Source organism: Enterobacter sp. Tr-810, assembly GCF_011752765.1.
Lineage (GTDB): Bacteria > Pseudomonadota > Gammaproteobacteria > Enterobacterales > Enterobacteriaceae > Enterobacter > Enterobacter soli.
Genome location: NZ_VWWW01000008.1, coordinates 1 through 20,133, shown reverse-complemented (window position 1 = coordinate 20,133; position 20,133 = coordinate 1). Strand labels below are relative to the sequence as shown.

The window sequence follows — 20,133 nt, the reverse complement described above, 5'->3', positions numbered from 1 at the left end:
CGAAGGGGCGAAATAACCACACCGAAGTGTGGTTATGATTAAAACACCCGGTATTACTGGGTGCTGGTCGTCGTGGTGGTCGTGGTTCCGGTATTGGAGCCATCACCGCCACCGGTTGCCGCCAGCGCGACACCCACGGCTGAACTTACGGTGCTGGTGCTGGCTGCGGTAGAACTCCCCGCAGACGCAGACGTCGCTGCCGACCCTGCCGCTTCCCCGACCTGAACCGGAGCCGCATATACAGATGTCGCCGCAAGCGCAGATATGGCAAAAATGCCATACAGTACTTTCTTCATAACAATTTCCCTTCATTGAATGAATGGAGATGTGCCCAAAAAGAATTTCGAGCGGAATCGAGTATACACAACTAAAGCAGAGGGATTGTCGTACGGGTAAATAGAGGGGAGGTTTTCAGAATATTGGATATTTGCGATGAAAGAGAATAATTAAACTAATATAAAATCATTTTTATTCAGCAAGTTATAATAACAACATGCCAATTTCATTCTCCGTATATTCCTAAAATAAACCGCAGTAATTAACAGGTTAACGGCCTTTTTCAGATTAAACTCATCACGGGAATTTGAGTTAAATAACAGACATCAGGAATTATCCGATAAAAAAATGCCGGCATTTCGCCGGCATTTTTCATGACATATTAATTATGCACGCCATGCTTTATAACGATTAATCAAACCGTTTGTAGAGCTGTCGTGGCTGTTAATCGCTTTGTCATCACCCAGCTCTGGCAGAATGCGGTTTGCCAGCTGTTTGCCCAGCTCAACGCCCCACTGGTCAAAGGTGAAGATGTTCAGGATCGCGCCCTGAGTAAAGATTTTGTGCTCATACAGGGCAATCAGCGCACCCAGGCTGAACGGAGTGATTTCGCGCAGCAGGATGGAGTTGGTTGGGCGGTTGCCTTCGAACACTTTGAACGGCACAACGTGATCCAGGGTCGCCGGATCTTTACCCTGGTCGCGGTATTCCTGTTCAACCACGTCACGAGACTTGCCGAACGCCAGCGCTTCAGTCTGAGCGAAGAAGTTAGACAGCAGTTTCGGATGGTGATCCGACAGCGGGTTATGGGTAATCGCTGGCGCGATGAAATCGCACGGTACCATTTTGGTGCCCTGGTGGATCAGCTGGTAGAACGCGTGCTGGCCGTTGGTGCCAGGCTCGCCCCAGATGATTGGGCCAGTCTGGTAGTCCACGGCATTGCCGTTACGGTCAACGTATTTACCGTTGGATTCCATGTTGCCCTGCTGGAAGTAGGCAGCAAAGCGGTGCATATACTGGTCGTATGGCAGGATAGCTTCGGTTTCAGCACCGAAGAAGTTGTTGTACCAGATACCGATCAGTGCCAGCAGTACTGGCAGGTTTTTCTCAGGCGCGGTGGAGGCGAAGTGTTTATCCATCGCATGTGCGCCGGAAAGCAGCTCAACGAAGTTGTCGAAGCCAACAGACAGGATGATGGACAGACCGATTGCAGACCACAGAGAGTAACGGCCGCCAACCCAGTCCCAGAACTCGAACATGTTTGCTGTGTCGATACCGAACTCGCCAACCGCTTTACCGTTGGTAGACAGCGCGGCGAAGTGTTTCGCGACGTGTTTGTTGTCACCGGCGGTTTCCAGGAACCAGTCACGCGCGCTGTGGGCGTTGGTCATGGTTTCCTGGGTGGTGAAGGTTTTAGACGCCACCAGGAACAGAGTGGTTTCTGGGTTCACGTTCTTCAGCACTTCAGCGATGTGCGTGCCATCGACGTTAGAAACGAAGTGCATGTTGAGGTGGTTTTTGTACGGGCGCAGCGCTTCGGTGACCATGAATGGGCCGAGGTCAGAACCACCGATACCGATGTTCACCACGTCGGTGATGGCTTTACCGGTGTAGCCTTTCCAGCTACCAGAGATGATCGCTTCAGAGAAGGCTTTCATCTTCTCCAGTACCGCGTTCACTTCTGGCATCACATCTTTGCCATCGACGATAATTGGAGTATTGCTACGGTTACGCAGTGCAACGTGCAGCACAGCACGGTCTTCGGTGCGGTTGATCTTCTCGCCAGAGAACATGGATTTAATCGCATCGCTGAGCGCGGTTTCTTTCGCCAGATCCTGCAATTTTGCCAGTGTCTCTTCGGTAATGCGGTTTTTGGAGAAGTCCACCAGCATCAGGTCGTCGAAGGTCGCGGAGAACTTGTTGAAACGATCGGCATCTTTCGCGAACAGATCCGCGATAGAGACGTCTTTCATTTCATCAAAATGTTTCTGTAGTGCCTGCCAGGCAGCGGTCTGCGTTGGGTTGATGTTTTTCATTAGCAATACTCTTCTGATTTGAGAATTGTGACTGCGGTCGATTGTAGCGCCTGCAAATAAAAATTGTGATGGTTTTTATGCCATTGCCCTGGCCTGCATCAAACGCAGGTGAAAAGACCCGAAAAGTATAGCTGCTAAAACCTGCCCCCGAGGGGGTTGAATGTCGTTCAGAATGTCCTGATTTGCAGAATAAAATAGCGGCATGTTATAAGTCCTGTTACTGAGGGGTGCCCCCCCATGAAAAATCCGCATAATCCCAGCATTGACAGGACCTCCCCCACATTTTATTTATAGGGCCGTATTTGCGCCTGCACCTGTTTTCGTTTCATTCTTGTGCCAAGGTCGCTTTATTCATTCCCTGACACGAGGTTGTTATGACGAGTTTTGTGGTCGCTAAGTTTGGCGGCACCAGTGTGGCTGATTACGATGCCATGAACCGCAGCGCCGATGTGGTGCTAGCCGATCCGAATACCCGCCTGGTGGTGCTTTCAGCATCCGCTGGCGTGACGAACCTGCTGGTTTCTCTGTCTGAAGGACTGGAAGCGACAGAACGTTTCGTGAAGCTCGATGCGCTGCGCAAAATTCAGTTCAACATCCTCGAACGGATGCAGAATCCGAACGTCATCCGCGAAGAAGTTGAGCGCCTGCTCGAAAACATCACCACGCTTGCGGAAGCCGCATCGCTGGCAACCTCTACTGCCCTGACTGACGAACTGGTTAGCCACGGCGAGCTGATGTCTACCCTGCTGTTCGTTGAGATCCTGCGTGAACGTGAAGTTCAGGCGCAGTGGTTTGATGTCCGCAAAATCATGCGCACCAGCGACCGCTTTGGCCGCGCCGAGCCGGACGTCGACGTGCTGGCTGAACTGACCACCCAGCAGCTGACACCGCGTCTTGCTGAGGGTATCGTGATCACCCAGGGCTTTATCGGTAGCGAAGCGAAAGGCCGTACCACTACCCTTGGCCGTGGTGGCAGTGACTACACCGCCGCACTGCTGGGCGAAGCGCTGCACGCGACCCGTGTGGATATCTGGACCGATGTCCCGGGCATCTACACCACCGACCCGCGCGTGGTGTCTGCGGCGAAACGAATTGATGTGATCGCGTTTGAAGAAGCGGCGGAAATGGCCACCTTCGGCGCGAAAGTGCTGCATCCGGCGACCCTGTTACCTGCTGTTCGCAGTGATATTCCGGTGTTCGTTGGCTCCAGCAAAGATCCGAAAGCGGGCGGTACGCTGGTCTGCAAAAAAACCGAGAACCCGCCGCTGTTCCGCGCGCTGGCCCTGCGCCGCCGCCAGACGCTGGTGACACTGCACAGCCTGAACATGCTGCACTCCCGCGGCTTCCTGGCAGAAGTGTTTGGGATCCTGGCGCGCCACAATATCTCCGTAGACCTGATCACGACGTCCGAAGTGAGTGTCGCGTTGACGCTGGACACCACTGGTTCAACTTCTACTGGCGATACCCTGCTGACGCAATCGCTGTTGATTGAGCTGTCTGAACTGTGCCGCGTGGAAGTGGAAGAGAACCTGGCGCTGGTTGCCATCATCGGTAACAAGCTGTCACGCGCCTGTGGCGTGGGCAAAGAGGTCTTCGGCGTGCTCGACCCGTTCAACATCCGCATGATTTGCTACGGCGCATCCAGCTACAACCTGTGCTTCCTCGTCCCTGCCGATCAGGCTGAGCTTGTCGTGCAAAAACTTCATCAGAATTTGTTTGAATAAAATTCGTTAGCACGATAAACAATATCAATAAGCCGGGCACAGACCCGGCTTTTTCATAACTAAACAACACGACAATACTGCAAGGAATTAACTATGTTATCCGCCATCACCCGGCTGTTCCCGTTATGGGCACTGCTGCTCTCTGTACTCGCGTATTACACCCCCACCAGCTTCACGGGCATCGGCCCCTGGGTCACCACGTTGCTGATGCTGATTATGTTCGGTATGGGCGTGCATCTGAAAATTGACGACTTTAAACGCGTGCTGTCGCGCCCTGCACCTGTCGCTGCGGGTATTTTCCTGCACTATCTGGTGATGCCACTCGCGGCCTGGCTGCTGGCGATGGCCTTTAAGATGCCGCCAGATTTATCCGCCGGGATGGTGCTGGTCGGCAGCGTGGCCAGCGGTACAGCATCCAACGTGATGATCTATCTGGCGAAAGGCGATGTTGCGCTCTCCGTGACCATCTCGTCCGTGTCTACTCTCGTAGGCGTGATTGCCACACCGCTGTTAACCCGCCTGTATGTGGATGCGCATATTCAGGTAGACGTCATGGGGATGCTGCTCAGCATTCTGCAAATCGTGGTGATCCCGATTGCACTGGGGCTGATTATCCACCATCTGTTCCCGGGTGTGGTGAAGGCAGTCGAACCCGGTCTGCCGGCATTTTCGATGGTCTGTATTCTGGCAATCATCAGCGCCGTGGTAGCGGGTTCCGCCTCGCACATTGCGTCTGTCGGCTTTGTGGTGATCATTGCAGTGGTACTGCATAACACCATTGGCCTGCTGGGTGGTTACTGGGGTGGCAAACTGTTTGGCTTTGACGAATCCACCTGCCGCACGCTGGCGATTGAAGTGGGAATGCAAAACTCTGGCCTGGCCGCGGCACTAGGTAAAATCTACTTCTCGCCGCTGGCTGCCCTGCCTGGCGCATTGTTCTCAGTGTGGCATAACCTTTCAGGCTCTCTGCTGGCAGGTTACTGGTCTGGCAAACCTATTGAAGAACAACCGAAAAAAGATGTGGTGAAACAAGGTTAATTGCCGCTACTTGTTTTACACTGAAGCCTCTTCCACAGGAGGCTTCAGCGATGGCGACACCACGATTGACCCAGCAAGATATGACGGAAGCCGAGCAGCGTGAACTTAAGACGCTTCTCGACCGCGCCCGTATCGCCCATGGCCGCACACTGACTAATGGCGAAACCAATCAGGTAAAAAGAGAGTACATCGACAAACTGATGGTACAGCGTGAAGCAGAGGCAAAAAAAGCCCGCAAGTTGAAGAAACAGCAGGCTTATAAACCCGATGCAGAGGCGACGTTTTCCTGGTCGGCAAATACCTCTACCCGTGGACGGCGCTGATTAGCGCCCTTTCTTTTTGCGCCCCGGCTGGGTAAAGCGTTTTCCGTTAGCCGGTTTACCTCGCCCTTTGTCTTCTGCCTGCGGGGCTTTCACCACCGGGCGTTTAACCGCCTGGGTTTTCGGTTTGGCTTTCGCTTTTGGTTTCGCTTCAGAAGACGAATCCTCAATCAGCTTAAACAGCTCAATCAGCTCGTCACCGGTTAAATCGCGCCACTCACCCAACGGAATACCGGACAGGCTGACGTTCATGATTCGGGTGCGCTCCAGCTTCGTCACATCATAACCAAAGTGCTCGCACATACGACGGATCTGGCGGTTTAAGCCCTGCACCAGCGTAATGCGAAACGCGAACGGAGCTTCTTTCTTCACCTTACACTTTTTGGTGACGGTACCCAGAATCGGCACGCCGGCACCCATTCCACGGATAAACTCATCAGTGACCGGTTTATTCACCGTGACGATGTACTCTTTCTCGTGGTCGTTTCCGGCACGCAGAATTTTGTTTACCAGGTCGCCGTGGTTGGTGAGAAAAATCAGCCCCTGGGAGTCTTTATCCAGACGACCAATCGGGAAGATACGGCTGCTGTGGTTAACGAAATCAACAATGTTGTCCCGCTCGCCATCTTCCGTGGTACTAACGATACCAACCGGTTTATTCAACGCGATAAACACCAGGTCTTCGGCATCACGGGGTTCGATGACCTGACCATTCACTTTGACCACATCGCCAGGTACGACCTGGTCGCCGATGGTGGCGCGTTTGCCGTTGAGGAACACGTTACCCTGTTCAATGTAACGGTCAGCCTCGCGACGTGAGCAGATCCCGCTCTCGCTAATGTATTTATTTAATCGGGTTGATTGAGTTGGCAGCATAGTTTCTCCTGTAGAGGCGAAATATACCTTACCTTGTGGCTGAGAAAAAATGCCTTAGTAGCCATTGATAAGAAAATCGAGCGCATCCCGCAAAGAAGCCCTTTTATCAGTCAGATCCGCCACGCGCTCACCTAACTCTTTTGCGGAGATACCCGACATCATATGCATCATCACCACACAAGGTTTTCCAGCGATTTCAACCACCGGGCACACTTTCGCTGGGGGATGAATGCCACCGAGTTGGCTTAATTCAAGTGCAGGAGCAACCAGTACATGTTTCATCGCATTCGCAACGGGATGCTGCATGTTGATCAACCACGGATAAACCGCCTTACCGCTACCAGCATTCTCATAAGCAAAATATTGCTCCATCAGAACGACCTTTGAAAGTTGCTGAAAGAGCCGTTTTCATCCACCCATTGGTTAACTGCCTCAATGGCTTCTTTATTTTCTTCCAGCCACGCAGCACGATGTTTTTCACGAAACTTCTCCTGCAATGCTTCCGTTAATACGGCAGAAAGATTGAGTTCAAGTTTACGCGCCTCGTCCAGAATCTCTGGCGCAAGTGAAACATTGACCGATTTTTTAATGCCTTTAGCAGCGCGCATGACAACCCCCATTGGAATGCGCATGAATTGGCGAAGTGTAGCGTAGTAAACAAGCACTTTCTATTCCCTCTCAATAGTAAGGCTTTCAGGCTAGAACACATTTAAAAAGGAAGCACGCCTCGTAAAGCAGTTCTGCGAGGCGCTTTCAGAGATTAATACTCGTCCCGTTCGTCGTCTTCATCCGGTTGTTCCATCACGCTGTAGGCCACGGAACAGAACAACGAGTTAAGACGTTTCATATCGCCCAGCAGCCCCAGGTGCAGGGAGCTGGTTTCAATGCTTTGCACGTTTTGCTGATGCAGGCGCTCAACGTGCGCATGAGAGTAGCGGCGGTTAAGAATGCGGAAACGGTGTTTATTACGGCGTAAACGGCGTGCACCTGGCACATCGCTTGAGAAAAAGACCAACATCGCCAGCTTGAGGTTACTCAACAACTGTTCGTGCAGGGCTTCCAGCTCCTTCAGACCTTCAACCGAGAATGCACGACGTGCAGCCAGCGATTTATCGGCTATTTCACTGCCCATTCGTTCGACGATGTCAGAGGCCTGCTCCAGGTTGAGGGACATTTCGATGATTTCCGCCCACCGGCGCGACTCCTCTTCCGCCAGCTCGTCCTGAGGCATTCTCGCCAGATAGAGCTTGATGGCGGTATAAAGCACGTTGATATCATCTGCCAGCCTGCGCAGCTCTTTTTCTTCGCGAGGCTCGCCATGCATGACCTTTTGCAGCCCCTCCAGCATCGTTTCCATCGCATCGCCCATGCGCAGCGTTTCGCGGGCGGCATTGGCTAAGGCCAGGGCTGGCGTGTCCAGCGCAGAGGTATCCAGATGCTTCGGTTTCAGCCGGGCGTCCAGTTCAGGTTCATCGCGGATAAGGCGTTCGCAGAAGCGGGCCATTGGCGCAGCGAAGGGAACCATCGCCAGACAGCGCACCAGGTTGTAGAACACGTGGAAATAGATAACCAGCTCGGCGTCCGACAAAGGCAGCTTTTGCATGATCCCTGCCAGCAGGTGAACAAACGGCAGAATAATCAGGCTCCCCACCAGCTTAAACAGCAGGCTGCCGAGCGCAACGCGGCGGGCGGCGGCATTGGCGGCACTGTTGTTGAGCATCGCCAGCAAGCCAGAGCCAAGGTTCGCACCAATCACCAGACACAGTGCCACCGGGAACGAGATAGCCCCGGCACTCGCAAGGGTCGCGGTCAGCAGCACGGCGGCCAGGCTTGAATAACTGACGATAGCAAAGACGGCACCAATCAGCGCATCCAGCATGATATCGCCCGTCAACGAGGCGAAAATAACCTGCACGCCATTGGCCTGCGTAATGGGCGTCACCGCCTGCACAATCAGCTCCAGCGCCAGCAGGATCAACCCCAGGCCAATGCCCACTCGCCCGAGCTGCCCGGCGCGGGTCTGCTTACGGCCCAGGAAGAAGATAACGCCGATAAAAATCAGCAACGGCGACAACCACGACAGATCGAACGTCAGGATACGCGCCATCAGCGCAGTCCCCACATCGGCACCCAGCACAATCACCAGCGCAGGCGTGAGCGCCACCAGATCCTGTGCCACAAACGAGGTGACAAGCATGGTGGTGGCGTTACTGCTTTGCACCAGCGCCGTCACGCCGATGCCCGCACAGAAGGCGAGCGGTTTCTTCTCAACGCTGCTGCTGAGAACGGTTCGTAGGCGCGCACCGAATACGCGCATCACACCGGTACGGACAATATGTGTGCCCCATACCAGCAATGCCACTGCGGAGAGCAGGTGTAACAGAGTCAGCACAGAAGGGGGTCCTCCTTATCGTTATCGATTTTCCTGAGGTTCAGCGCGCGTTGTTTTGCCGGATGGCGGCTACGCCTTATCCGGCCTACGCACAGGCCCGGTAAGCAAATCCCACCGGGTGATGTGGAAAGAACCTTCTTTCAGTATAAGGGTTTAAACGTAAGAAAGAGACAGGGCGCCCAATGAGCGCCCTGTTTGTTGTAAGGAAAAGTGACCTTAGTCCGCGTCGTAGCCTAAATTCGGCGCTAACCAGCGCTCCACTTCTGAAACGCTCATCCCTTTACGCTGCGCATAATCTTCTATCTGATCGCGCTGAAGCTGGGCCACGGCAAAGTACTTGCTGTCCGGGTGACTGAAGTACCAACCAGAAACTGATGCCCCAGGCCACATGGCGAAGGATTCGGTCAGCTTCATGCCGGTGTGTGTTTCCACATCCAGCAGCTCCCAGATGGTGCCCTTCTCGGTGTGTTCCGGGCAGGCCGGGTAGCCCGGGGCCGGGCGAATGCCCTGGTAGTTTTCGCGGATTAACTCCTCGTTGCTGAGGTTTTCATTGGCCGCGTAACCCCAGTGCACCTTACGCACGCGCTCGTGCAGGTACTCCGCGAAAGCCTCCGCCAGACGGTCGGCAATCGCTTTCACCATGATTTTGTTGTAATCATCGTGCTGCGCTTCGAACGCATCCGCCAGCGCATCTTCTTCCAGACCACCGGTGACGGCAAATGCGCCGATGTAATCGGCTTTACCGGAAAGCTTCGGTGCCACGAAATCGGCCAGACAGTAGTTCGCAAAACCCACTTTCTCGGTTTGCTGGCGCAGATGGCGGCTCACAGCCAGCACATGGGTGCGGGTTTCATCACGATAGATTTCAACATCGTCGCCCACGCGGTTTGCCGGGAACAGCCCCACCACGCCACGCGGGTTGAGGGTTTTCTCCGCGCTCAGCATATCGAGCATCTCGTTCGCATCTTTGAACAGGCGCTGTGCTTCTTCACCCACCACTTCGTCTTCGAGGATGCGCGGGTATTTTCCCGCCAGCGACCAGGTCATAAAGAAAGGCGTCCAGTCGATGTAGTTACGCAGCGTTTCAATACTGGCCGTCACATCCTGCACGCCCAGACGGTGCGCAACCGGCGGCGTATAGCTGGACCAGTCGAACGCCAGATCGTTATCACGCGCGGCCTGTAGCGTAACCGGCGGCGTGCGGGGCTTTTTACGCGCGTGCTGAATACGGACGGTTTCGTACTCTTTGCGGGTACGTGCCACAAAATCATCGTGCTGCGTGGCGGATAGCAGCGAAGAGACAACCCCCACGGTACGCGAGGCGTTTTGCACGTAGACCGTCGGGCCACTGTAGTTCTGCTCGATTTTCACCGCGGTATGCGCTTTAGAGGTGGTCGCTCCGCCAATCAGCAGCGGAATGGTAAAGCCCTGACGCTCCATCTCTTTCGCCACGTTGACCATCTCGTCCAGTGACGGGGTGATCAGCCCGGAAAGGCCAATCAGGTCGGCGTTAACCTCACGTGCGGTTTTGAGGATTTTGTCCGCAGGCACCATCACGCCAAGATCGATAATTTCGTAGTTATTACACTGCAACACCACGCCGACGATATTCTTGCCGATGTCGTGAACATCGCCTTTTACGGTGGCGATGACCATTTTCCCGTTGCTGGAGCCTTTCTCTTTGCTGGCTTCGATAAAGGGTTCAAGGTAGGCCACCGCCTGCTTCATCACGCGGGCGGATTTCACCACCTGTGGCAGGAACATTTTGCCCTCGCCGAACAGGTCACCGACCACGTTCATGCCGTCCATCAGCGGACCTTCGATTACTTCAATCGGGCGTGCGGACTGGAGACGCGCTTCTTCGGTATCCAGTTCGATAAACTCGGTAATCCCTTTAACCAGCGAATATTCCAGACGCTTTCTCACATCCCAGGAGCGCCATTCGGCCTGCTGAACGTTGACCGCTTCATCCGATTTGCTGCCACGGTATTTTTCAGCCAGATCCAGCATTCGCTCGGTGGCATCATCACGACGGTTGAGGATAACGTCTTCCACCGCATCGCGCAGTTCTGCCGGCAGGTCGTCGTAAATCGCCAGCTGCCCGGCATTCACGATCCCCATATCCATCCCGTTACGGATAGCGTAGTAAAGGAATACGGCGTGGATAGCTTCACGCACCGGGTCGTTACCACGGAATGAGAACGACACGTTCGACACACCGCCGGAGATCAGCGCATGTGGCAGCTCGCGTTTGATGTCCTCACAGGCACCGATAAAGTCCTGGGCGTAGTTGTTGTGCTCTTCAATCCCGGTCGCCACCGCGAAGATGTTCGGGTCGAAGATGATGTCTTCCGGCGGGAAGCCCACCTCTTCGGTCAAAATTTTGTATGCACGGCGGCAAATCTCAATCTTGCGCTCGCGGGTGTCGGCCTGGCCGACTTCATCAAAGGCCATGACCACCACGGCTGCGCCGTAACGGCGTACCAGCTTCGCGTGATGGATAAAGATATCGATCCCCTCTTTCATCGAGATGGAGTTCACTATGCCTTTACCCTGAATACATTTCAGCCCTTTTTCGATGACCTCCCACTTCGAGGAGTCAATCATAATCGGTACGCGGGCGATGTCCGGCTCGCCGGCAATCAGGTTGAGGAAACGCACCATCGCCGCTTCGGCGTCTAGCATCCCCTCATCCATGTTGATATCGATAATTTGTGCGCCGCTTTCAACCTGCTGGCGGGCAACGTCCAGCGCTTCGCTGTACTTCTCTTCTTTAATCAGGCGTTTGAACTTCGCGGAACCGGTGACGTTTGTACGTTCACCGACGTTCACAAACAGGCTATCGTCGCCGATGGTCAGCGGCTCAAGGCCAGACAAACGGCAGGCGACGGGCAGCTCTGGCAGCTTGCGCGGCGGCAAGCCGGCTACCGCATTGCTCATGGCCGCGATATGTTCTGGCGTGGTACCGCAACAGCCACCCACGATATTCAGGAAGCCTGACTCGGCCCACTCGCGGATTTGCGCCGCCATGGTGTCGGCATCCAGATCGTATTCACCAAAGGCGTTTGGCAGACCGGCGTTCGGGTGGGCGGTGACGTAGCATTCCGCAATACGCGAGAGTTCCTGCACGTACTGACGCAGTTCATCAGGCCCCAGCGCGCAGTTCAGGCCGAAGGAGAGCGCTTCGGCGTGGCGCAGTGAGTTATAAAAGGCTTCAGTTGTCTGGCCGGACAAGGTACGGCCGGAGGCATCGGTAATGGTGCCGGAAATCATGATCGGCAGGTCAACGCCCAGCGCTTCGAACTCCTCTTTCACCGCGTAAATTGCAGCTTTGGCGTTGAGGGTATCGAATACTGTTTCAATCAGGATCAGATCGGAACCGCCTTCCACCAGCGCTTTTGTGGATTCGCGGTACGCGGCCACCAGCTGGTCGAAGCTAATATTACGAAACGCGGGGTCGTTCACGTCAGGTGAAATCGACGCCGTGCGGTTTGTCGGGCCAAGTACCCCGGCAACGTAGCGTGGTTTATCCGGCGTGCGGGCCGTCCATTCGTCTGCACAGGCGCGCGCCAGCTTCGCAGCGGCAAAGTTGATTTCCGCCGACAGGGATTCCATCTGGTAATCCGCCATGGCGATAGTTGTCGAGTTAAAGGTGTTGGTTTCAACGATATCCGCACCCGCTTCAAAATAGGCGTTGTGGATATCCGCAATCACTTGCGGCTTGCTTAACACCAACAGGTCGTTGTTCCCTTTCAGGTCACATGGCCAGTCGGCAAAACGCTCGCCGCGGAAATCGTCTTCACTCAGACGATAGCCCTGGATCATGGTGCCCATGCCGCCGTCCAGCACCAGAATTCGTTCATTTAACTGCGCACGCAGTTGCTCTACTTTGCTGCTCACACTTGCTCCCGACAACGCTCAACCAGGCCAAAAGGCCAGCAGTCCATACTGGCATAATCTGGCAGGGTGGAAAAGTCACACAGCGGTAACATGAGACATGTTCACTATCACTCATCCGATCAGTCAGGATAACGGTTGCAAAACCAGCAAATAAAACGAAAATGATTTCCACGATACAGAAAAAGGAGATCGTCATGGTCGCTACCGTTCCCGCTAAACGCGGCAGAAAACCTGCTGCCACCACCGCCACACAACAGGGCGGACAGGTTCAATCGCTGACTCGCGGTCTGAAGCTGCTGGAATGGATAGCCGAGTCGCACAGTAGCGTGGCCCTGACGGAGCTGGCGCAACAGGCTGGCCTGCCAAACTCCACCACTCACCGCCTGCTCACCACCATGCAGCAGCTGGGCTTTGTGCGTCAGGTGGGCGAACTGGGGCACTGGGCGGTGGGCGCACATGCGTTTATCGTCGGCAGTAGCTTCCTGCAAAGCCGTAACCTGCTGGCCATTGTGCACCCTATTCTGCGCAAGCTAATGGAAGAGTCCGGTGAAACAGTGAACCTGGCCGTTCTGGACCAGAGCGACCATCAGGCGATCATCATCGACCAGGTACAATGTACCCAGCTGATGCGTATGTCTGCCCCCATTGGCGGCAAACTGCCGATGCATGCCTCCGGGGCGGGCAAAGCGTTTCTCTCGCAGCTGAGCGAAGAACAGGTAACCGGCTTATTGCACCGCAAAGGGCTGTACGCCTACACCCATGCGACGCTGGTTTCCCCCGTCCATCTGAAAGAAGATTTAGCCCTGACGCGCAAGCGTGGCTATTCGTTTGATGATGAAGAACACGCGCTCGGCCTGCGCTGCCTCGCGGCCTGTATTTTTGACGAGCACCGCGAACCGTTTGCGGCCATCTCCATCTCCGGGCCCATCTCCCGCATGACCGATGACCGGGTAACCGAGCTGGGTGCGCTGGTGATTAAGGCGGCAAAAGAGGTGACGCTGGCGTACGGTGGGATTCGCTAGGATTGAGTGCGACCTGATGCCCTCACCCCGACCCTCTCCCACAGGGAGAGGGAGAAAACATGATGACCTCACCCTGCGGGAGAGGGAGAAAATCTGATGCTAAACCGCTGCTTACGCCGGTAAGCGTACACATCCTCCACGTGCCCGTTCTTAATCCGCGTTTGCAGTCCACGCCAGTAGCTGGCATGGAACAGGTCGTCGTGCATCTCTTCAAATAACGGCCCGATGCGCGGGTCAGCACAGAGCCAGTGACGAAACTCCTCCGGAAAAACATCCCCCGGCGAGACGCTATACCACGGCTCGCTGGCCATCTCGTCTTCCGGGTAGCGCGGCGGCGGTATGTCGCGGAAATTCACTTCGGTCATATAGCAAATTTCATCGTAATCGTAGAACACCACACGCCCGTGACGGGTGACGCCAAAGTTTTTAAACAGCATGTCGCCCGGGAAGATATTGGCGGCGGCAAGCTGGCGGATAGCATTGCCGTACTCTTCAATGGCATCCCGTAATCCTTGCCCTTCCGACTGCTCCAGCCAGATATTCAGCGGCACCATGCGGCGCTCTATGTAGAGGTGGCTGATGACAATTTTATCGCCCAGGTCGGTTATCTTACCCGGAGCTTCCTGAAGCAAAAGCGCCATGAGCGCCGGGTCAATCTGCTGCTTATCCAGCACAAAGTTTTCGAACTCCTGGGTGTCCGCCATGCGCCCGACGCGGTCGTGTTCTTTCACCAGCTGATAGCAGGCCCGGACATGGGCGGCAGTCATCTCTTTCTGTGGCGCGAACTTGTCTTTGATAACTTTAAATACCCGATCAAAGCCTGGCAGGGTAAACACCAGCATCACCATCCCGCGAATACCAGGGGCTTCGATAAACTGCTCATCAGCCGTGGAGATGTAGTGCAGATATTCCCGGTAGCTTTCGGTTTTGGCGTGCTTCTGACAGCCAATCGCCATATACAGCTCGGCGGTGGTTTTCCCCGGCAGGATCTCACGCAGCCACTCCACCAGAGCCGCTGGCAACGGTGCATACACCATGAAATAAGAACGGGCAAAACCAAACACAATGCTGGCCTCGGCGCTGGTTGTCAGGCAGGTATCGACAAACAGCTCGCCCTCATCGCTGCGGTGAATGGGCAGCAGGAACGGTACGGTAGCGGTGGGCGTAATCAGTTTGCCGACCAGCCAGGCGGCTTTATTACGGTAAAAAAGCTCATTCGCAACGTGAAGATGGCTGTGAGCGAGTACCTCTTCACCGAACGTTTCACCGAGATGCGCGATGATAAAACCGATGTCTCTGGTTTTGTTCTGCCAGGGCAAGCGCAGCGGTAAATCGGTTAACACGCGGTGTAGCAGAGACGCCCAGCCGTTATCGGGAAAGAAGTCTTTCGCCAACGGTCGCGGGATGGTACGAAAACGGCGCTCGGGCTGGGAGCTGAAAATAAATAACCGCTCGGGAGATAACGAGCGGTGGTCAAATAACCGGCAATAGACAGAGTTAAAAAAGCTCTCCGCAATTTCGAAGCGCGGGTAATCGGGTAATAAATGGGTGTAGTGCTCTTTAACGCGCAGCAAAAAAGCCGCATCAGGGCTTTTGCCATCGGTTATACAGCGCAGCTGTTCCACCACCAGACCCACGTGGTGATCGTAAAGGTGGATACGCTGTTTCATGGCCTGCTGAACGGCGTGCCAGTCGGCGTGTTCAAAACGCTGCTGTGCGCCGGACGTCACTTCCAGAAAACGACCATACTGCGCGTCAAAGCCTTGCAGGATGGTTTGTGCAATCAATAATTCCAGGCCACGCGACATCTTATTCCCCCTCACCCCAACCCTCTCCCCACAGGGGAGAGGGGGAAAACATCAGAACTGTGCTTCTTCCGTCGATCCCGTTAAGGCCGTCACAGAGGAGGCGCCCCCCTGAATGATGGTGGTGACTTTATCGAAGTAGCCTGTTCCCACCTCCTGCTGGTGAGAAACGAAGGTATAGCCCTCTTTACCAGCCTCGAACTCTGGCTGTTGTACTTTCTCAACATAGTGCTTCATGCCCTCGCCCTGCGCATAAGCGTGGGCCAGGTCGAACATGTTGAACCACATACTGTGAATACCTGCCAGGGTGATGAACTGGTATTTGTAGCCCATATCCGACAGCTGCTGCTGGAAGCTGGCGATCGTTTTATCGTCCAGATTCTTCTGCCAGTTGAAGGATGGTGAACAGTTATAGGCCAGCAGTTTTCCGGGGTATTTCGCATGAATAGCATCGGCAAAGCGTTTTGCCAGCGCCAGATCCGGTGTCGAGGTTTCACACCACACCAGGTCTGCATACGGTGCATAGGCCAGACCGCGGCTGATAGCCTGTTCAATGCCAGCATGGGTGCGGTAGAAGCCTTCGCTGGTACGCTCGCCGGTAATGAACTCGCTATCGTACGGGTCGCAGTCAGAGGTGATCAGGTCAGCCGCGTCTGCATCGGTACGGGCAATCACCAGCGTTGGGACACCCAGAACATCCGCAGCCAGACGCGCTGCAACCAGTTTCTGAATCGCTTCCTGGGTCGGCACCAGCACTTTACCGCCCATATGTCCACACTTCTTCACCGATGCCAGCTGATCTTCGAAGTGTACGGCCGCTGCACCGGCCTCAATCATCGATTTCATCAGCTCAAAGGCATTCAGCACGCCACCGAAACCGGCTTCCGCATCGGCGACGATCGGCAGGAAGTAATCCACAAAACGCGGATCGTTTGGCTCAATGCCCGCAGACCATTGGATCTGATCCGCACGACGGAAGGTGTTGTTGATCCGATCCACCACTGACGGCACAGAGTTTGCCGGATAGAGCGATTGATCCGGGTACATACTGGAGGCGAGGTTGGCATCCGCCGCCACCTGCCAGCCCGACAGGTAAACCGCCTCAATACCCGCCTTCGCCTGTTGCAGCGCCTGACCACCCGTCAGCGCCCCCAGGCTGTTGATGTAGCCTTTTTTAGAGCCGCCATGCAGCAGACGCCACATTTTGGCCGCACCCAGCTGCGCCAGCGTGCACTCCGGGTTGACCGAGCCACGTAATTTCACCACTTCCTCGGCGCTGTAAGGGCGACGAATACCTTCCCAGCGCGGCTGTGTCCACTCTTTTTGTAATTCTTCGATCTGTTGGGTACGTGTTTTCATGTGCAGATGCTCCATATTGTTATGTGGTGGATTACGCAAGCAGGCGGTAGCCTGGCAGGGTGAGGAAGTCGATTAAGTCATCTGATGTGGTGATTTGCTCCATCAGGCGCGCAGCGTCGTCAAAACGCCCGCTGCTGAAGCGGTGCTCGCCCAGTTCGTCCTGGATAACCAGCATCTCTTCGGCCAGCATCTGACGGAACAAGGATTTGGTTACCGGCTTGCCGTTGCTGAGCGTTTTTTGGTGATGGATCCACTGCCAGATAGAGGTGCGGGAGATCTCCGCCGTGGCGGCATCTTCCATCAGACCGTAGATTGGCACGCAGCCGTTACCGGAGATCCACGCTTCGATGTACTGCACGGCAACGCGAATATTGGCGCGCATCCCCTCTTCGGTGCGTTCACCCGTACACGGCGCCAGCAGCTGCTCTTCTGCGGTTGGCGCATCCTCTTCGCGCGTGACAAACAGCTGGTTTTTTTTGTCGCCCAGTACGCGGTTGAACACCTCCATCGCCGTATCGGCCAGGCCCGGGTGTGCAATCCACGTGCCGTCGTGGCCGTTACGTGCTTCCAGCTCTTTATCGGCTTTCACCTTGTTGAGCACCTGGTTGTTTCGCTCGGCATCTTTGCTTGGAATAAATGCCGCCATACCACCCATCGCAAACGCACCGCGCTTGTGGCAGGTCTTAATCAGCAGACGCGAATAGGCGCTGAGGAACGGTTTGTCCATGGTGACAACCTGACGATCCGGCAGCACGCGGTCGGGGTGATTTTTCAGGGTTTTGATGTAGCTAAAGATGTAATCCCAGCGTCCACAGTTCAGGCCAACAATGTGGTCGCGCAGCGCGTGCAGAATTTCGTTCATCTGGAAGACCGCCGGCAGCGTTTCAATTAACAGCGTGGCTTTGATGGTGCCGCGCGGCAGGTCGAAACGATCCTCTGCATAGCTAAAGACTTCACTCCACCAGGCCGCTTCCTGCCAGGCCTGAGTTTTTGGCAGGTAGAAATAGGGGCCGCTGCCTTTCGCCAACAAGCTTTTGTAGTTGTGGAAGAAATAGAGGGCAAAATCGAACAGGCTGCCAGGGATGGCTTCACCGCGCCAGGTGACATGCTTTTCAGGCAGATGCAGGCCACGTACACGGCAAATCAGAACAGCCGGATTCGGTTTGAGCTGGTAGATTTTCCCGGCTTCGTTGGTATAGCTGATGGTGCCGTTCACGGCATCACGAAGGTTGATTTGCCCGTCGATGACTTTTCTCCAGTCCGGAGCCAGAGAATCTTCAAAATCGGCCATGAAGACTTTAACGTTAGCATTCATGGCGTTAATCACCATTTTGCGTTCTACCGGGCCGGTGATCTCGACGCGACGATCCTGCAAATCTTCAGGAATGCCACGGATTGTCCAGTCGCTACGTCGAATGGAAGCGGTTTCCGAAATAAACCCAGGCAACTTTCCATCGTCAATTTCCTGCTGTTGATGGATGCGTGCCGCCAGCAGTTTATTGCGCTTTGGCGTAAAGCGGGTCACCAGCTCGGTCAGGAATTCGATGGCTTCTGGCGTTAAGATTTGCTGTTCTTGTTCGCCATGTGGCTGGTTAAAGGCCAGTTCATCGGCCGTGGTTGCCTGTTGAGTCATTATTCTGCTCCTCATCAAAGATCCAAAAACACTCCCCCAATGCGAGCGAAAGATCGTTGTGTGGTTTTCGCTCAGCAGAATTAAGACTATCTATAATTTTTCCAAAATCAAAAACAATTTCCATTTTAATTATTAATTGAATGCAACATGCTGATTAATATGGAGTTAAAGTTTTTATCGATGTTGAGTGTTATTTCGGAAATAGAAAAGGCACCCGAAGGTGCCTGATCTGAATAGCTGAAACGCTTTAGGATCGTCCGGAGTAGTGAATTACTCCAGCGTCGGATTCATGTGGCGCAGATCGTATGGCGTGATTTGGTAGACGTAATAGTTGAGCCAGTTAGTGAAGAGCAGATTTCCATGGCTGCGCCAGGTGGCCCGAGGCTTGTTTTGCGGGTCGTCTTTTGGGAAATAGTTATAAGGAACTTCCGGGCTCAAACCGGCTTCAACATCACGGAAAAACTCCGCTGCGAGGGTGTTTGGATCGTACTCAGGATGCCCGGTCACAAACGCGATACGTTTGTCTTTGCTGGCAAACAGGTAGGCATCTCCGTCTTCCGTTTCCGCCAGGATCTCGAGATCGGTGTAATCACGGATCAACTGCGCCGGGAAATCGGCGTAGCGGGAATGCGGAGCGAGGAAGGAGTCATCGAAACCACGCGTCAGCAGCGCATGAGGATGAAGAATGTGGTGTTCGTATACGCCAGAGAGCTTTTCAGTGCGGGTTTGTTTGGGGATGCCATACAGAATATTCAGTGCGGCTTGTACCGCCCAACAGACAAAGAGTGTGGAGGTGACGTGATCTTTTGCCCACTCCAGCACCTGTTTGATCTGCGGCCAGTAGGCGACATCATTAAACTCCACCAGACCCAGCGGTGCGCCAGTCACAATCAAGCCATCGAAGTTTTCGTCGCGGATATCATCAAAGTTACAGTAGAAGTTGTTCAGATGCTCAGAAGGGGTGTTGCGCGACTCACGGGCATCGATACGCAGCAGCTGGATATCCACCTGAAGCGGCGAGTTCGACAGCAGACGCAGGAACTGATTCTCTGTTTCGATCTTTTTCGGCATCAGATTGAGAATAAGCACCTTCAGCGGGCGAATTTCCTGACCTGTTGCACGTGAAGCTGTCATTACGAAGACATTTTCTTCACGTAAGAAATTGACGGCTGGTAGCTCGTCCTGCACCCGAATCGGCATAACCTTATATCCTCACAGCATACGTATAAACGTTTAGACATCCAGACAGCTAACGATACGCAGAAATGGCCTGAATGTCGAGTCTGCAAGTGAAAGGTGAGAAAGTTTCAAGGAAGGATCGTGCGGTCCACATTGCCGGGTGGCGGCTTCGCCTTACCCGGCCTGCGGTTTTGCAGGCCCGGTAAGCGCAGCGCCACCCGGCATTTTTTAGCGCGCAAAGCAAAAAACCCCGCACCTTTCGGTACGGGGTTCTTCTTATTTGATGCCTGGCAGTTGTATGCCGGGCGTCCTGCCCGGCACCCTGCGGGCAGCACTCCGTGCTGTTCAAATCCGCTCCCGGCGGATTTGTCCTACTCAGGAGAGCATTCACCGACAAACAACACGTAAAACAAAAGGCCCAGTCTTTCGACTGGGCCTTTCATTTTATTTGATGCCTGGCAGTTCCCTACTCTCACATGGGGAGACCCCACACTACCATCGGCGCTACGGCGTTTCACTTCTGAGTTCGGCATGGGGTCAGGTGGGACCACCGCGCTAAAGCCGCCAGGCAAA

The 20,133-nt window shown here is 54.5% G+C and carries 15 protein-coding genes and 1 rRNA gene; 4 read left to right on the top strand and 12 right to left on the bottom strand.

The window, feature by feature from the left end; genetic code table 11:
* Positions 1-53 precede the first annotated feature (53 nt).
* The gene (yjbE, locus tag F3J30_RS19285) at positions 54-296 is read right to left on the bottom strand and encodes an exopolysaccharide production protein YjbE (RefSeq protein ID WP_013095034.1); all 243 of its coding nucleotides are present in this window, start codon (positions 294-296) and stop codon (positions 54-56) included.
* A 366-nt stretch (positions 297-662) separates the two neighbouring features.
* Positions 663-2,312, bottom strand: a complete 1,650-nt coding sequence (gene pgi / locus F3J30_RS19280) for a glucose-6-phosphate isomerase (RefSeq protein WP_166718253.1) — start codon at positions 2,310-2,312, stop codon at positions 663-665.
* 374 nt (positions 2,313-2,686) lie between these two features.
* Between pgi and lysC the strand changes: the two genes are divergently transcribed.
* From lysC to F3J30_RS19265, 3 genes are all read left to right on the top strand, one after another.
* Positions 2,687-4,036 (top strand): lysine-sensitive aspartokinase 3, encoded by a 1,350-nt coding sequence (lysC, locus tag F3J30_RS19275; protein WP_166718252.1) that lies wholly within the window; start codon positions 2,687-2,689, stop codon positions 4,034-4,036.
* 93 nt (positions 4,037-4,129) lie between these two features.
* Positions 4,130-5,074 carry a ketopantoate/pantoate/pantothenate transporter PanS gene (gene panS / locus F3J30_RS19270; protein WP_166718251.1) on the top strand — a complete coding sequence of 315 codons (945 nt, stop codon included), beginning with the start codon at positions 4,130-4,132 and terminating at the stop codon, positions 5,072-5,074.
* A 50-nt stretch (positions 5,075-5,124) separates the two neighbouring features.
* Entirely contained in the window at positions 5,125-5,397 is a 273-nt protein-coding gene (locus tag F3J30_RS19265) for a DUF3811 domain-containing protein (RefSeq protein ID WP_166718250.1), read from the top strand.
* Here the strand turns inward: F3J30_RS19265 and rluF are convergent, their stop codons facing one another.
* The 5 genes from rluF to metH all read right to left on the bottom strand — a co-directional run bounded on the left by rluF (position 5,398) and on the right by metH (position 12,562).
* Positions 5,398-6,270: a 23S rRNA pseudouridine(2604) synthase RluF gene (rluF, locus tag F3J30_RS19260; RefSeq protein WP_166718249.1), complete on the bottom strand. Its 873-nt coding sequence runs from the start codon at positions 6,268-6,270 to the stop codon at positions 5,398-5,400.
* A 54-nt stretch (positions 6,271-6,324) separates the two neighbouring features.
* The gene (locus F3J30_RS19255) at positions 6,325-6,642 is read right to left on the bottom strand and encodes a CcdB family protein (protein WP_166718248.1); all 318 of its coding nucleotides are present in this window, start codon (positions 6,640-6,642) and stop codon (positions 6,325-6,327) included.
* The gene (locus tag F3J30_RS19250) at positions 6,642-6,935 is read right to left on the bottom strand and encodes a type II toxin-antitoxin system CcdA family antitoxin (protein WP_166718247.1); all 294 of its coding nucleotides are present in this window, start codon (positions 6,933-6,935) and stop codon (positions 6,642-6,644) included. Before F3J30_RS19250 ends, F3J30_RS19255 begins: the two co-directional genes overlap by 1 nt.
* Before the next feature lie 95 nt (positions 6,936-7,030).
* Positions 7,031-8,662, bottom strand: coding sequence for a Na/Pi cotransporter family protein (locus F3J30_RS19245; RefSeq protein WP_166718246.1), 1,632 nt, complete (start codon positions 8,660-8,662; stop codon positions 7,031-7,033).
* 216 nt (positions 8,663-8,878) lie between these two features.
* Positions 8,879-12,562, bottom strand: a complete 3,684-nt coding sequence (gene metH, locus F3J30_RS19240; protein ID WP_166718245.1) for a methionine synthase — start codon at positions 12,560-12,562, stop codon at positions 8,879-8,881.
* A 194-nt stretch (positions 12,563-12,756) separates the two neighbouring features.
* On the opposite strand from metH, the gene iclR reads away from it, so the two are divergent.
* Complete coding sequence (gene iclR, locus F3J30_RS19235; protein ID WP_166718244.1) at positions 12,757-13,584, top strand: glyoxylate bypass operon transcriptional repressor IclR; 828 nt, start codon at positions 12,757-12,759, stop codon at positions 13,582-13,584.
* Between the two features lie 68 nt (positions 13,585-13,652).
* On the opposite strand, the gene aceK is transcribed toward iclR, so the two are convergent.
* From aceK to rrf, 5 genes are all read right to left on the bottom strand, one after another.
* Positions 13,653-15,392, bottom strand: a complete 1,740-nt coding sequence (gene aceK / locus F3J30_RS19230) for a bifunctional isocitrate dehydrogenase kinase/phosphatase (protein WP_166718243.1) — start codon at positions 15,390-15,392, stop codon at positions 13,653-13,655.
* Positions 15,393-15,443: 51 nt separating this feature from the next.
* Complete coding sequence (gene aceA, locus F3J30_RS19225) at positions 15,444-16,748, bottom strand: isocitrate lyase (protein ID WP_168714508.1); 1,305 nt, start codon at positions 16,746-16,748, stop codon at positions 15,444-15,446.
* Between the two features lie 31 nt (positions 16,749-16,779).
* Complete coding sequence (aceB, locus tag F3J30_RS19220; RefSeq protein WP_166718242.1) at positions 16,780-18,381, bottom strand: malate synthase A; 1,602 nt, start codon at positions 18,379-18,381, stop codon at positions 16,780-16,782.
* Positions 18,382-18,651: 270 nt separating this feature from the next.
* Positions 18,652-19,581 carry a homoserine O-succinyltransferase gene (gene metA / locus F3J30_RS19215; RefSeq protein ID WP_014068469.1) on the bottom strand — a complete coding sequence of 310 codons (930 nt, stop codon included), beginning with the start codon at positions 19,579-19,581 and terminating at the stop codon, positions 18,652-18,654.
* A gap of 432 nt (positions 19,582-20,013) precedes the next feature.
* Positions 20,014-20,129: ribosomal RNA gene (rrf, locus tag F3J30_RS19210) — 5S ribosomal RNA — on the bottom strand.
* Positions 20,130-20,133 lie beyond the last annotated feature (4 nt).

Coding starts and splice junctions, on each gene's coding strand:
- yjbE (WP_013095034.1), bottom strand. CDS start 296: ATGAAGAAAGTACTGTATGGCATTTTTGCCATATCTGCGCTTGCGGCG.
- pgi (WP_166718253.1), bottom strand. CDS start 2,312: ATGAAAAACATCAACCCAACGCAGACCGCTGCCTGGCAGGCACTACAG.
- lysC (WP_166718252.1), top strand. CDS start 2,687: ATGACGAGTTTTGTGGTCGCTAAGTTTGGCGGCACCAGTGTGGCTGAT.
- panS (WP_166718251.1), top strand. CDS start 4,130: ATGTTATCCGCCATCACCCGGCTGTTCCCGTTATGGGCACTGCTGCTC.
- F3J30_RS19265 (WP_166718250.1), top strand. CDS start 5,125: ATGGCGACACCACGATTGACCCAGCAAGATATGACGGAAGCCGAGCAG.
- rluF (WP_166718249.1), bottom strand. CDS start 6,270: ATGCTGCCAACTCAATCAACCCGATTAAATAAATACATTAGCGAGAGC.
- F3J30_RS19255 (WP_166718248.1), bottom strand. CDS start 6,642: ATGGAGCAATATTTTGCTTATGAGAATGCTGGTAGCGGTAAGGCGGTT.
- iclR (WP_166718244.1), top strand. CDS start 12,757: ATGGTCGCTACCGTTCCCGCTAAACGCGGCAGAAAACCTGCTGCCACC.
- aceK (WP_166718243.1), bottom strand. CDS start 15,392: ATGTCGCGTGGCCTGGAATTATTGATTGCACAAACCATCCTGCAAGGC.
- aceA (WP_168714508.1), bottom strand. CDS start 16,748: ATGAAAACACGTACCCAACAGATCGAAGAATTACAAAAAGAGTGGACA.
- aceB (WP_166718242.1), bottom strand. CDS start 18,381: ATGACTCAACAGGCAACCACGGCCGATGAACTGGCCTTTAACCAGCCA.
- metA (WP_014068469.1), bottom strand. CDS start 19,581: ATGCCGATTCGGGTGCAGGACGAGCTACCAGCCGTCAATTTCTTACGT.